We start from the raw sequence: 14,448 nt of genomic DNA on the forward strand, positions 1-14,448 counted from the left end.
ACTCCCCACTCCCCACTCCCCACTCCCTGATTTAACAAATTTTTTAACACCATCAAGTTACCCATCACCGAAGTTTGTAAATCGTGGGCAACTGTGTGCAAAACAACATCTTTTACCTGATGCAGTTCTTCAACTTCTTGCATTTTCTGCTGCAACTGTGCTGTTCGTTCTTGTACCTGGTGTTCTAAATTAGTGTTGAGTTCTGCTAGTTCTTGGTATATTTGGCTTTGCTGAATGGCGATCGCTACCTGTTCTGACATCTGCTGTAACAAATCAATTTCTATTGGCTGCCAATGACGCGCCCCTGAGCATTGGTTAGCAATTAAGGCACCAAATAATTCGTTGCCTAGCATAATTGGTACAACTAAAGTCGCCCTCGTTTGGAATTTTTGACAGTGTGCTTTGACTTTGGAGGATACTGTTATTTGCGTTATGTCTTCAACGACACGCACAAGATTATCTTTTAATAGGTTTCTCAATTCTTGTAGATAAGCTTCATCATTGGTAGACCACCCTGAGACTGATGGATATTTGGGATCTACTGATTCGGCAAGGGTTCTGACACCTAAATTAGCATTATTTAAATCAATAAAAACTCGATCTGCTTGCAAAAATTGCCTGACTTCCGTCACTGTGGTTTGGAGAATTTGCTCTAAATTCAGCGAAGACCGAATTCGCACTAGAGTTTCTGCCAACAAGCGATCGCGTTGTGCTGATAGGCGTAATTGCGCTTCCACCTGTTTGCGTTCTGTAATGTCGTGATGGACTGCTAGGATTGAAGGGATGCCATCTAAATCAATGACTTCGGCTGAAAGTAGTACTGTAATTATCTCGCCAGACTTGGGCTGAAACTCAAATTCCAAGTTGCGAACGACTCCTGTGGCTTGCAACTCCTGTAACAACTTTAGGCGATCGCGATTGTGTACCCAAAGATTTAACTCAAAGGAAGTTTTACCAATCGCCTCATCTCGCTCATAACCGGAGAGTTTCACAAAACTGTCGTTAACTTCTACAAAGCGTCCTTCTTGCAGTGTACTGATGGTAATTGAATCGGGGCTGCAACTAAAAGCTTTAGAAAATTTTTGGGCAAGATTTTGTAAGGCGACTTCTGCTTGTTTGCGTTCTGTAATATCTCGCACAATTGCTAAGACCTCATCTTGACCACTTACTACCAACCGCACCTCATAATTTCTGACTCCCCAAGGCGTTGGTAGTTGATATTCGTAAGTTTGTAAAGTTCTAGAAGCTAAAGTTTTAGCGATCGCTTCTTGGCTGATGGCCGCAACATCACTAGGCAATAACTCGTGCAAATTTTTTCCAACTATTTCTTCTCTCAAAAAAGTGATATTTGCTCCCTCACTTTTTAAATCGAGATACTCACCATCACAGCTGATCCGAAACATCAAATCGGGGATAGCATCTAAAATTGCTTTATAGCGCGCCTCACTCTCTTGCAATTTTTCTTCTGCTAGTTTTCGGTCTGTAATATCCATGACCAAACCATTCCAAAGAAAATCGCCTTTTTCTTGTAATTCGGGTTCGCAAGTGCCTTGAATCCACTTAAGTTTGCCACTAGGCGTAATTATCCGACCTTCCCAATGCCAAGGTTTAAGAGTGGTACTACAAACAGCTAGAGATTCTGCAAAGGCTTTTATATCTAAAGGATGAATCAGTTTGTATAGCACCCGAAAGTCTAACTGTATAGTTTCTGGTTCTATTTCATACAAATATTTACAACCAGAACTGACATAAAGGACAAACACAGAACCATCCTGCTGTTGCAGAACTTGGAAAATTATTCCTGGCAAATTGACAGCAATTTTTGAGAGCAGGTTAATAGCCTGTTGCTGGCAATTTGGTGTATGCAGAGATTTTATAACGGTTTCATTCACTCTATGATCCTTTGATACACAAGCTATTGATGTAGAATTAAAAGCCAGAATAGCCAATGGGAGCAGTTTAAATTCTGTGGGCATAATCGCTAACAGAATTAAAACTGCACCTCTTTTAGAGTAGTTCCTGAGCAGGCGATCGCATTCACCCAATCGGGTGAACCATTTGTCAGGGAGAGAATCAGTTTAAGAGTGCTGAGTCGGCTTTTACATCAAGACTAAACTCGTGACTACAAACTTATTTACCCAGCATAGTTGACTTGACAGACTACTAAAATAGATATATGGCTTCCACCAGAATCGATCATCATGAATACTACCACCGTCAGTTTACCTCCTACCCTCGAATTAAATATCGATTTGACTAACGAGCAATTTTTTCAGCTTTGTCAAAATAATCGACATTTAAAGTTTGAGCGGACAGCTTCAGGAGAGTTAATTATTATGCCACCTACGGGAAGTAGTACTAGCGATCGGAATGCCGATTTAACTTATCAATTAAGAGCTTGGAGTCGTCAAAATAAGCTAGGGAAATCCTTTGACTCTTCTGGTGGTTTCAAACTTCCCAACGGTGCAGAACGTTCTCCAGATGCGTGTTGGGTGAAAATGGAACGGTGGAATGCTTTGAGTGAAGCAGAAAAAGAAAGATTTGCTCCTTTGTGTCCCGATTTTGTGGTTGAGTTAATGTCTAGGAGTGATTCCTTAGAAAAAACGCGAGCCAAAATGAGGGAATACATGGAGAATGGCGCAAGATTGGGCTGGTTAATCAATAGAGGGCAGCAGCAGGTAGAAATTTATCGTCTCAATCGAGAAGTTGAGATTTTACAAAGTCCTACAACTCTATCGGGAGAAGATATTTTGCCAGGATTTGTTTTAGATTTGGCGGAAATTTGGTGAGTAGTTTGCCTACTGTACAACGCTGGGGGGCATCCCATTTTGGAATATGTAGTGCGAGCGTCTCGTCTCGCTCGCGTAATAGATAGCAGCGAGCAAGATGCTCGCACTACAAATAAATCTGCCAAATCGGGATGCACCCCAACGCTGGCATACAATCCTGAATCATTCGTGAGAAACAAGATCCCAGACTTATTAGGTGATTTCTGATTAAAAAAATACCTATGTTGACGAGTTTCGACTTACCTCGGCTCCGCTCGGCACGAGTCGCTCAACTCTCGGCCACTCAGATTTAAATCAATGCTATTAACAATACCTTCAATTCGTGTAGGTTCTAGCCTGCTTACATTAAACAAAGGTGCGCTAATCATTAGCACACCTTTGTTTAACTTTCTTTAAAATAGGAAGGTTGTTCTAATAGTACCAATCACCGCATCTTTATTGTCATCGTTTTGACCAGGAGCCGTAATCCAAATCACGCCAGGGGTGATGGCAATGTTATCTGTAAGCCGATACTTGTAAAAGCCTTCAAGGTGTAGAGATAAATCGTTAGCAGGTGATGAGTTACCTCCCCGGTAAGGCTCTGCACCCACAACAAGACCACCAAGATTACCTTGCTTACCTAAATCTGGGAAAGCCAGTTCTAAGGCATAGTACCAAATATCTGCGCTACCACTACCTGCTAAATTTTTGGCGTTAGTGTAACCAAAGAACCCATTCACTGCAAATCGAGGACTAAATTTATAGAAAGCTTCTACTCCATAGGAGTTGGTAATCGTCCGCTCAAATGAAGTATTTGCTTGAGATGTTCCGACAAGTGTAAAACCACTACCGAGGTCAAATATTGCTCCCCGATTTTGATAGGCATTTACATAAGTTAAACCAATGCCAGAGTTATTGTTGGGGTTCCATGCTAGTTGTGCAAGTGCGCTATATTGACCATTAAATAAACCTCTGTCTGTCTGAGGACTCGCATGAGATCCTGCTAAGTAACCCAAGCTCAATACCAATTTGTTACTAAATCGATAATTGATTCCCCCGCCACCACCGCCACCAATACGGTAAATAGGGCTAGAGGAAGCAAATTCTGTCAAAGCACGACTACCTCCTGTACCGCTATCGAGATAGGGACTGAGAGTAGGAACGAAATCAAAAAATACTCCGTTCACGGCTCCTATGTAAGCATCGATTTTGTTGCCAATCGGGAAGTAGTAAGAGAGCCAATCTACGGACAGGTTGTTGTTACTAGGAGCAAGATTGAAGGTTTGCAAACCTTCGGCTGTACCATCAGGAAGCTCCAAAGTAGTCGTGTTTCCAGTACTTAGACGAGTATTTAGAGTGTCTTTACCTGTAAAGCTAGTTTTCAAAACGAGGCGAACTCTATCTTGGAAAACAGTATTGCTATTATTCACAGAGCCTTGGAAGGCATTCGTAATCACAAAGATTGCTTCCCCAAAAAGTCTTGTAGTTGTAGAAAACTGATTTGCTTCGAGTTCAGCAGTGTGAGCTTCTAAACTATCAACACGACCTCGCAAAGTTGTGAGTTCAGGGGAAAATTCTTCTTGCAGACTTTGTAAACGAGCTAAGTCCTCTTTAGTAACTAGGTCAGATGTACCTGTTACGATTAACTCGTTGACACGAGACAAACAGGCGTTCAAGCCTGCGGCAAATTCATAGCGAGTCATGGGACTATTGCCCCGATAAGTGCCATTTGGATACCCTGCAATGCATCCATAACGCTCAACTAAATACTGGAGTGATTGAAAAGCCCAATCATTTGGCTGTACATCTGAAAGTTGAGATACGGAATTTACCTGAGACATATTGTTTGCCCCTGGAACCACAACTGCTTGTGCAATCACTTGAGATTTAGTTAGTGGTGATGCTGCGATCGCATTTATTTTAACTAAATTGTTGTCTTCAGCATAAGCTGATGTACTACTTAATAAAGTAGCTCCCAAAATCACTGCTTTGAGCAGTAAATTATGAGATGAATAATTTAACATTTATTTCCTTTCTCATATTTTGTATGTTAAAAATTAGATAATATCCATCCACAAACTCAGATAATCGCCAAGCTAAAAATCTTTGCCCTAGCTAGTTAGTAAAGATTTTAAATGCTTGTGTTAACCAAAATTATTTCTAGCTTTTTTAAAGAATAGAGTTACTTCTTTGGCAAATACTATCGCAATTTGCAAATCAATATTTTTTAGATTTACATATACGAAAAGTTATGCTATTTCACACATAAATATAATTTTTGTGCTAGCAAACCATCAACTACATAAAGTCTATCCATTTTTAGTGGTTTGCGTATTTAAATTATGAATATCGCATATATAGTCTTTAAAAACAAGTCTTTGGGCAAAGTTATTTATCAAACTAGATAACTTTGTAAAATTAATTTAATTGAAACTTGCTTTATTAAATAGATTGTGCAAAAATGAGTATATTATACTATATGCCAATAAATTTAACGTAGATTTATCTTTATAACCCAAATTTTAGAGTTGTCCCGCACGAAGGTTAGCAGAAGAAATAACAATGACAAACGTCATCAAAACCTATGAGCTAGAAGGACAAATATTGGAAGCCTGTTATTAACAATTAATTGATCAAGCTAAAAATTACAGCCATTTTGTAAGTGAGAGAAGCTACAACAAATGCAATTAGTAGAAACTAGAGAATCTGAAGATTACATTGTTCTAGCTAAATCTTTAGCTGAGGAATTTGCCCAGACTGCGATCGCACGCGACACTAAAGGCGGAACACCTAAACAAGAACGCGATCGCTTGCGCCAGAGCAACTTACTCAAACTAATCATACCCAAAGAATACGGCGGTTTAGGGCAAAATTGGATCGTTACTCTCAAAGTTACCCGCGAGTTTGCCAAAGTTGACAGTTCAATTGCTCATATTTTCTCATACCACCATTTAGGTGTGGTTGTTCCTCATATTTTTGGTTCAGTAGAACAGAAACAGCGATATTACTTAGAAACCATCCATAATAATTGGTTTTGGTGCAATGCCCTCAACCCCCTGGATAAAAGAACAACTCTCACACCAGAAAATAATCATTTCCGTCTCAATGGCATCAAAAGTTTTTGTTCAGGCTCTCAAGACTCAGATATATTACCGATCACTGCTACTAATCAAACAACCGATGGATTCAATATTCTGGCAATTCCTACCCAAAGGGAAGGCATTACTGTTCATGATGACTGGAATAATATGGGGCAACGCCAGACAGACAGTGGTAGTGTTACTTTTGACAATGTATTAGTATACAGTCATGAAATTTTAGGTATTAGAGACAAATCAAGTCAACCTTTCAATACTATCCGCGCTTGTTTAACTCAATTGAATCTTGCTAATATCTACCTGGGAATTGCCCAAGGCGCTTTTGAGGCTGCTAAAATATATACTAAAACCAGTACAAAACCCTGGCTGACATCAGGTGTAGAGGATGCAACCCAAGACCCGTATATTATTCAACACTATGGTAATATGTGGGTTGATCTCCAAGCAGCTAAGAGCTTGACTGACCAAGCGGGAGAATTACTACAAGCGGCTTGGGAAAAAGAATGGTCACTCACCGCCGAGCAACGGGGGGAATGTGCGCTAGCGATCGCTACTGCCAAAGTTGCAGCGACTAGAGTCGGTTTAGATGTCACCAACCGCATCTTTGAAGTGATGGGCGCACGCGCTACGAGTGCAAAATATGGCTTTGACCGCTACTGGCGCAATCTCCGTACTTTCACTCTCCATGACCCAGTGGATTATAAAGTCAAAGACATCGGTAACTGGGCATTAAATGATCAATTGCCAAAACCTGACTTTTATTCCTAACAAAGTTGCTTTAATCCCCTCTAGAACTTCTTTAAATCTTTCACTGTCGGCCCGTGCAATACTTCCCCATTACAACTGAAACGCGAACCATGACAGGGACAGTCCCAACTTTTTTCGGCACTGTTCCAAGCAACAACGCAACCCAGGTGAGTACACACCGCAGAAACAGCGTGTATTTCTCCTGTTTCATCTCGGTAAGCGGCTACCTTATCACCATCAACAGTAACTAGTTTTCCTTCACCGATCGCCACATCTTGCAGAGATTTATTTAATCCCTTGAGGCGATCGCCTACCCAATGAGCGCCGACTTCCAAGTTTTGCTTTATACCTTGTGGACTGAGAAAAGGAGTGGCACGGGTTGCATCGTACAAATCAGCCGCAGGATTTTCAATGCCTAAAATGTTGTCTGCAAGTATCATTCCAGACAGGGTTCCTTGAGTCATACCCCACAGACTAAACCCAGTTGCTACAAAGGTATGCTTGCTTAAAGGAGTTAGTTTTCCTACGTAAGGTATTTTATCAAAAGATACAAAGTCCTGGGTAGACCAACGATAGTCAATGGACTCAATATCAAAGCGAGAACGGGCATAATTTTCTAAATCTAGATATTTTTCTTCAGTATTTTCCACTGTTCCCACTTTATGACCGCCGCCACCAACAAGTAGCAATAAGCCATGCTGATCAGGAGTAGTACGAATAGAGTAGTATTTTTCTCCTGAACCTATATACATTCCTAGAGGCGCTTTATGATCTGCAATACGCGCGCCAATGATGTAAGAACGTTTGGGATAAGTTTTAGCAAAGAATAATCCCTCATCGGTAATGGGGATATTAGTTGCAACTATGACATCCTGAGCCTGAATAATTCCCTTGTTGGTAATCACTTGGCAAAGATTATTTTCCTCTACCTTCTGTACTCTGGTATTTTCAAATACGTAACTTCCATCACCAGGGATCTGTTTGATTAGGTGTAACAGGTATTTGCGAGAGTGAAATTGTGCTTGATTGTCAAACTTAATAGCACCAGCAATCGGAAAAGGTAGAGAAGTTTCACGAACAAATGTTGCGGGTAGTCCTAGTTTTAGTGCTGCTTCTACCTCTTTTTCAATGTCCTTGAGATTATCTTCGGTTTCTGCGAAAGTATAGGCACTTTGGCGACTAAAGTCACAGTCAATTTGTTCTTCGCTAACCGTTTTGGCAACGAATTCTAGTGCTGCTTGGTTTGACTGTGCATATATGTGTGCCTTTTCTTCACCATGATTTTTAATCAAATCTGCATAAATCAATTGGTGAAGCGAGGTAACTTTAGCTGTAGTATGACCGCTAACACCAGTAGATATTTGTTGTGATTCAATTAAGGCAACAGTTTTACCTGCGCGTTTAAGTAATGTTGCAGCAGTGATTCCCGCAATACCTGCGCCGACAATTGCAACATCTACAGACAGACTATTGCTAAGTGGTGGAAAATTAGCTGTCGGTGTCGAGTCAATCCAGTAAGAAATATGTTTTCCTGATAGATTAGGCATATTTTTTCGAGATAGTGTTCAAGAAATGAAATACTTTGATCACAGGATTAGTTTTTAATAACAAGACTTAAAAGTAAAAGTTAGTTTTACTTGCTTAATTACTTAACTATTGACTTTTAATGAGTCGCAATTTTATTTTTGAATTACGATTTACATGAATGCTCCTCATAATTAGATTAGACCTTTTAACATAGAAATAAAACTATCTTACGAGTAAGTTTGCTTAACAACTTGTAAAATGTATGTCAGCCTTAAGGTATAGGGCAATATTAAAAAAGCTAGTTTTAATTTTTCGGATGAACCTATTCAACTTTCAAGAATACTCAAGAAAATTAATTTTAGATATATCGCCAGCCAGATGTAAAATCATGATAGTCAATATATAGCGGTTCCCGATTTGGAAGGATTTGGGTGTAACTTAGTTGTTTAGAAAATGCTATGTAATAAAATGAAAAGTTGGTTATAGGTCAATACGGTTCAGTTAAGGCTAAAACTCTTTATCAAAGTCAATTTTTTTAACGAACCGCAGAGGAAACAGAGAGAAGAAAAATACACGCTGTAGGGGCAATTCATGAATTGCCCCTACCTGAAAATAAGGGTTTCGGTTATTGTTTGCGTAAGTCCTGTTATTATGCCTATCAGTTGGAGCAGTATTATCTGCTCCAACTTAGTCGCTCAAATGCTTACAGCCAAGGATGACGCGGTGGGTTTACACCATTCAAGTAAAAGTTACCAACGGCATAGTATTTCCAGCGAACGGGGTCGTGTAGAGTATGAGTCCGAGCATTGCGCCAGTGGCGGTCTAAGTTATACTGCCGCAAGGTAGACTTAGTACCAGCCAATTCAAACAGCTTGTTAGTTGTTAAAATCGCAGCTTCCGCAGCCAGTGCTTTCGCTTCAGCCACAGCAATAGAAGCTTCTGCTACACTCCTATCGGTTGGATCTGCGATCGCTCGATCAATATACTCACCCGAACGACGCAGCAGTGCTTCGGCTGCATGAACTTGGATAACTATATTACCTACATTGTAGATAGTTAGGGGATCTTCGTAACCATGCTCCAGTTCCACATCAATCCAGGGACGAGCATAGTTGTGAACGTAGTGGATTGTATCTCTCAACGCTGCTTTGGCAATGCCGACATCTACGGCTGCTTGAATGATTTGGGCGATCGGTCCTTGGGTAGTCGGACGCTCAAAGGCTAAAAAGTGAGGAATCACATGGTCTGCGGAGACTTCCACATTCTCAATAATCGTAGTGCCGCTAGCAGTGGTACGCTGCCCAAAACTGCTCCAATCGTCAATGACATTTAAGCCTGGTGTACCGCGTTCTACCAGAGCAATCACTGTTTTATCGTCATCATTACGAGCAATGACTGGAATCCAATCGGCTACCAATGCACCGCTAGAATAGAATTTTCTTCCGTTGAGAACGTATCCATCTCCAGACTTTTCTAGGCGTGTCTGCACGTCGTTTACTGATTTGGTACCAATCTCAGAGAAAGCGTTACCAAACCGCTTACCTTGCAATACTAGGTCAAAGAAAAAACGTTTTTGTTCTTCCGTCCCATCCAATCGAAGCGATTCCAAAATATACCAATGATTTTGGGGGATTTGTCCCAAACTCGAATCAGCCTCAGAGATAATTTTGGTTACTTCTGCCAAGGTGACATTCGATACGAAAGCACCGCCATACTCTTTGGGAACTGTGATTCCCCACAGTCCACTTTGAGAGTATTTATTCACCTCATCAACAGGTATCTTGCCTTCTCTGTCTCGTTCGGAATCTCCTTTGACAAATTCCGCCGCTAATTGATGGGCGATCGCGATCGCTTCAGTATCATCACCAATCACATGAGCTTTTTGTTCAGTAGTCGTATTAATTACAGTTGTCATGTGTTACCTTGCTTTTATTGATGTTGCGTAATTTACACAGATATATGCTTCATTAACAAAGTTATCTCAATCGCAGTGTTAGCACTCGTTTAAGCCGTCACTAACTCTTCAGATGTGCGACGACGCGATTCAATTTCCCGTACTAAAGGAATTACCGTGCGACCAAAAGCTGGTAAATCATCGCTGTAATGCAAGAATCCACCCAGAATCAAATCCACGCCGACTTCATAGAATTGGCGAATGCGATCGGCAACTTGGTCTGCTGTGCCAATCAAACCTGACTTAAAGCCGTCGTTGTATTGCACCAAGTCTTCAAAATTAGAATTTGCCCACATTCCTTCTTTCTCACGAGTTGAAGATCCTGCGTGTTTTACAGCTTCGCCAAAACCTGCAACAGCTTCTTTATCCGCTTGAGCAATAATCTCTCGCAGTACCTCATGAGCTTCTTTTTCGGTGTCTCGCACGATGATAAAGGCATTTAGTCCAAACTTGACTTTACGCCCTTCCTCACTCGCTAGGGCAGAAACTTCCTGAATTTGTTCGCTCACACCTTCGATGGTGTTGCCATTCATAAAATACCAGTCAGATACCCGCGCTGCCATCCTTCGTGCAGCTTTAGAGTTACCACCTTGGAAGATTTCTGGATGTGGATTCTGATTAATTGGTTTAGGCTTCACCCAACCACCATTGATGCGGTAAAAATCTCCTCTAAAGTGGAACTCCTCTTCTGTCCACATACCTTTGAGTACGCGAATGAACTCCTCGGATCTGCGATAGCGTTCATCATGGTCTAACCAGGGTTCACCATAAATTGTAAATTCACCTTTAAACCAACCACTGACAACATTTAGAGCAAAGCGACCTTGAGAAATAAAATCAATTGTTGCACCCATCTTGGCAACTACACCCGGATGCCATAATCCTGGATGAACTGCGGCAATCAATTTCAGCCGTTCGGTTACAGGTGCTAAAGCTGCAACTGTAGTCAGTGCTTCTAGTTGGTACTCAGCCCCGTAGCTAGCAATAAACCGAGCTTGTGCTAAGGCATAGTCAAAGCCTACTTGTTCGGCAGTTTGAGCGAGTTGGACATTATAATCGAATGTCCAATCTGTGCGTTGAGGAATTTTACTAACAACCAATCCACCACTGACATTGGGAACCCAATATGCAAACTTAATATCCACCATGATTTGCGCCTCTTTTTGTGTTTAGTTACGGAAGAAGAATTCAGAAGCCAGAATCCAGAATTGATTCTGTGCGATGGTTACTGAGCAGTTCGGCAAGTGTTACCCTGAGCTTGTTGTACCCCTAACGGGGAAGCAAGCTACGCGTAGCGTCTCGTAGAGAAGGGTGGAAGTACTGGATGGAGAATCGAGGTTTAAAGCAAAAGTTTTTAATCGTGGAGGAGACAAAATTCTTTCCGTAACTGAAACCCCTGACCTTAAGCATGGGGTATTCTGAATTCTGAATTCTGTCTTCTGACTCCTTCTGACTTAATTCGCATGAGCTAATTCTGGAGGCTCTACAGGAGAATATTTCACAGCTTTGACAAATTCTTTGAGAGCATCGTTGAGCCTTTGCTCAATGTCCTCATCAAGCTGCAAACTGCCATTGGTTTCTTGTTTAAACTGAAATAATGTCAACATTCAAGCCTTGTTGTTGTAAAAGCTTGGCGGCATATTCCAAAATGCCGTAGGTTCTAGAAGGATGAGATGGACTACCAGCGATCGCTACAATATTCGTCATGTCAAAATCTCCTAGATAATATTAATCAACTGTGAATGAGGCAGCTTTCTGGTCAAAAGCTCTCGGTTGCTGTTCTGGAAACTCAAGATTTGCAACAATTTCACCAAATGGACTTAATACGTGTTGCTGTTCCATTGTGGGAACATTCTCCAATGGCAAATGTGGGAATAGCAGTTCTGCCACTCGATAAGCCTCTTCTAAGTGAGGATAACCAGAGAGAATAAAGCTATCAATACCCAAGTCTGCGTATTCCAACATTCTTTTAGCGACAGTATGAGCATCGCCGACTAAAGCAGTTCCCGCTCCACCTCGCACTAAACCCACCCCCGCCCACAAATTTGGGCTAATTTCCAAGGTTTCCCGACTACCTTTATGCAGTTGAGTCATGCGACTTTGCCCAACAGAATCCATCCGCGAGTATGCTTTTTGAGCATTAGCGATCGCTTTCTCATCCACATACCGAATCAGTTCATTTGCTGCATCCCAAGCTTCACTCTCAGTTTCCCGGACAATTACGTGCATCCGAATGCCAAACTGCAATGTCCGTCCCTCGGCTTCTGCAAGTCTGCGAACTGAGGTAATTTTTTCGGCAACCTGATCTGGTGGCTCACCCCAAGTCAGGTACACATCTACGTGTTTAGCTGCAACACCCTGGGCGATCGCAGAGGAACCCCCAAACCATAAGGGCGGATAGGGTTTCTGAATTGGCGGAAACAGCAGTTTACCACCCTGAATGTTTAGGTGTTCACCTGTAAAATTGATTTCCTCACCTGCGACAATTTGCCGCCACACTGTCAAAAATTCATCCGTCAATTCATAACGGCCATCGTGACTCAGGTGCAAGCCATCTCCCGCTAACTCTATCGGATCGCCGCCTGTTACTACGTTAATCAGTAAACGCCCACCAGAAAGGCGATCAAACGTCGCCGCCATCCGTGCTGCCACTCCCGGCGATACCAATCCAGGACGCACTGCCACCAGAAAACGCATTTGTCGAGTCAGCGATACTAGAGTTGATGCCACAATCCAGGCATCTTCGCAAGAACGCCCTGTCGGTAGTAATGCCCCTGTATAACCGAGGTCATCTACTGCTTGAGCAATCTGTCGCAAATAGGGAAAGCTCACTGCCCGCCCGCCTGTAGCTGTTCCAAGGTAGCGCCCGTCACCGTGGGTTGGGATAAACCATAGTAGCTGCATAATCCCTTTCCTATTTAAAAATACGGTATTTCGATAGAGATACAGTTATTAACTTAGGAGTATTGCACAGCCAATTGAGTAAATCAAGCTACTTTTACAAAAAGTCTGTTGCTGAAGCCATACGATGTCTACGACGGGCTACGCCTACGCGCTTATGGTTAAAGGCACTTTTTTGCCGTAGCAACTTGCGAGTTCTACAAGTGCCAGCAGGTTGTATTCCACTTTGATCGCAATAATCAGATAGAAAATAGTTTAGCGATACACCTAATCTAGTGTTACTTAGAGAACAAATAGAGTTACCAATATGCAGAAACTAATGATTGATATTTAAGAGTGCATACTTTGCAATACATCCAAGGAGATATAAATGCAATTACAACAGATATCAGTTTTAGAAGAAACTCTTTGGGAAGCAGTTCTCAATCGAGATCCCACAATTGACGGCAAGCTTTTCTATGGTGTTCGTTCTACAGGCGTTTATTGCCGACCTATTTGCCCTAGTCGCAGACCGAATCGCCATCAAGTTTGTTTCTTCCAGTCGGCACAAGAAGCTGAAATTGCCGGTTTTCGACCTTGTAAACGATGTCAGCCACAATTTGAAACAGTTCCAAATACAGCTAAGTCTAAAGTTTTAGCAGTATGTCGATATATTAAAACACAAGGCGATCGCATCCCAACTCTCTCAGAACTATCCTCTCAGGTGGAAATGAGTCCCAGTTATCTACAAAGAATATTTAAGCAAATAATTGGTGTATCTCCCTTTCAATATGCAGATGCGCTGCGTAGCCAACAATTGAAGCAGCGTCTCCAGCAAGGGGAGGAAATTGCTGATGCAGTTTACAACACCGGGTATGGTTCAAGTAGTCAACTTTATGAGAAAGCACCTAAACAACTGGGAATGACACCAAAGACTTACCAACAAGCTGGAAAGACAATACTTATTGTCTATGCGATCGCTTCATGTCCACTAGGATATTTGCTTGTGGCAACAACAGAGAAGGGTATCTGTGCTGTTAAACTAGGTGATGAAGCAAACAAACTTGAACATACTTTGCTCGAGGAATTTAACCAAGCAGACATCGTGCGTAATGACCAGATACACAAGGAATGGATACAGGCAATCCTCGACTTCATAGCAGGAGATGAAACACATCTCGATTTACCACTTGATGTCCGTGGAACAGCATTTCAGAAACAGGTATGGCAAGCATTACAAAAAATTCCCTATGGCGAAACCCGCACCTACACTGATATCGCCTGTGATATTGCCAAACCACAGGCAGTTCGCGCGGTGGGTAATGCTTGTGGAGCTAATGCGATCGCGCTGATTGTACCATGTCACCGTGTGCTGCGGAGTGATGGCAGTCTTGGTGGTTATCACTGGGGAATTGAGCGCAAACAAAAGCTGCTTATACAAGAGTCAGCGAAGAGGAAAAGGGGCAGGGGGCAG

At 41.9% G+C, this 14,448-nt stretch carries 10 protein-coding genes and 1 pseudogene; 3 read left to right on the plus strand and 8 right to left on the minus strand.

Features of this window, described 5'->3' with window-relative positions; genetic code table 11:
- Positions 1-1,892, minus strand: a 1,892-nt coding sequence (locus tag F8S12_RS31645; RefSeq protein ID WP_196520269.1) for a PAS domain S-box protein, incomplete at its 3' end; no start/stop codon positions are given.
- 309 nt (positions 1,893-2,201) lie between these two features.
- Here F8S12_RS31645 and F8S12_RS31650 point away from each other — a divergent pair.
- Positions 2,202-2,789: a Uma2 family endonuclease gene (locus F8S12_RS31650; protein ID WP_196520270.1), complete on the plus strand. Its 588-nt coding sequence runs from the start codon at positions 2,202-2,204 to the stop codon at positions 2,787-2,789.
- 392 nt (positions 2,790-3,181) lie between these two features.
- Here the strand turns inward: F8S12_RS31650 and F8S12_RS31655 are convergent, their stop codons facing one another.
- Complete coding sequence (locus F8S12_RS31655; protein WP_196520271.1) at positions 3,182-4,792, minus strand: iron uptake porin; 1,611 nt, start codon at positions 4,790-4,792, stop codon at positions 3,182-3,184.
- A gap of 657 nt (positions 4,793-5,449) precedes the next feature.
- On the opposite strand from F8S12_RS31655, the gene F8S12_RS31660 reads away from it, so the two are divergent.
- A complete protein-coding gene (locus tag F8S12_RS31660) occupies positions 5,450-6,634 on the plus strand; it encodes an acyl-CoA dehydrogenase family protein (RefSeq protein ID WP_196520272.1) in 1,185 nt (394 codons plus the stop codon).
- Positions 6,635-6,654: 20 nt separating this feature from the next.
- Here the strand turns inward: F8S12_RS31660 and F8S12_RS31665 are convergent, their stop codons facing one another.
- From F8S12_RS31665 to ssuD, 6 genes and pseudogenes are all read right to left on the minus strand, one after another.
- On the minus strand, positions 6,655-8,160 hold the full coding sequence (locus F8S12_RS31665; RefSeq protein ID WP_196520273.1) for an FAD-dependent oxidoreductase: 1,506 nt from the start codon (positions 8,158-8,160) through the stop codon (positions 6,655-6,657).
- 683 nt (positions 8,161-8,843) lie between these two features.
- Positions 8,844-10,055, minus strand: a complete 1,212-nt coding sequence (locus tag F8S12_RS31670; RefSeq protein ID WP_196520274.1) for an SfnB family sulfur acquisition oxidoreductase — start codon at positions 10,053-10,055, stop codon at positions 8,844-8,846.
- 89 nt (positions 10,056-10,144) lie between these two features.
- The gene (gene sfnG / locus F8S12_RS31675; RefSeq protein ID WP_230968405.1) at positions 10,145-11,242 is read right to left on the minus strand and encodes a dimethylsulfone monooxygenase SfnG; all 1,098 of its coding nucleotides are present in this window, start codon (positions 11,240-11,242) and stop codon (positions 10,145-10,147) included.
- 306 nt (positions 11,243-11,548) lie between these two features.
- A complete protein-coding gene (locus F8S12_RS31680) occupies positions 11,549-11,701 on the minus strand; it encodes a hypothetical protein (RefSeq protein ID WP_196520275.1) in 153 nt (50 codons plus the stop codon).
- Positions 11,682-11,801, minus strand: a pseudogene (locus F8S12_RS31685) (NAD(P)H-dependent oxidoreductase); the annotation flags it as partial. The gene F8S12_RS31680 and the pseudogene F8S12_RS31685, both read right to left, overlap by 20 nt.
- A gap of 21 nt (positions 11,802-11,822) precedes the next feature.
- Positions 11,823-12,998, minus strand: coding sequence for an FMNH2-dependent alkanesulfonate monooxygenase (ssuD, locus tag F8S12_RS31690; RefSeq protein WP_196520277.1), 1,176 nt, complete (start codon positions 12,996-12,998; stop codon positions 11,823-11,825).
- A 367-nt stretch (positions 12,999-13,365) separates the two neighbouring features.
- On the opposite strand from ssuD, the gene ada reads away from it, so the two are divergent.
- The coding region (ada, locus tag F8S12_RS31695) for a bifunctional DNA-binding transcriptional regulator/O6-methylguanine-DNA methyltransferase Ada (RefSeq protein ID WP_196520278.1) at positions 13,366-14,448 on the plus strand (1,083 nt) is incomplete at its 3' end.

The organism is Nostoc sp. WHI, assembly GCF_015714725.1.
Lineage (GTDB): Bacteria > Cyanobacteriota > Cyanobacteriia > Cyanobacteriales > Nostocaceae > Nostoc.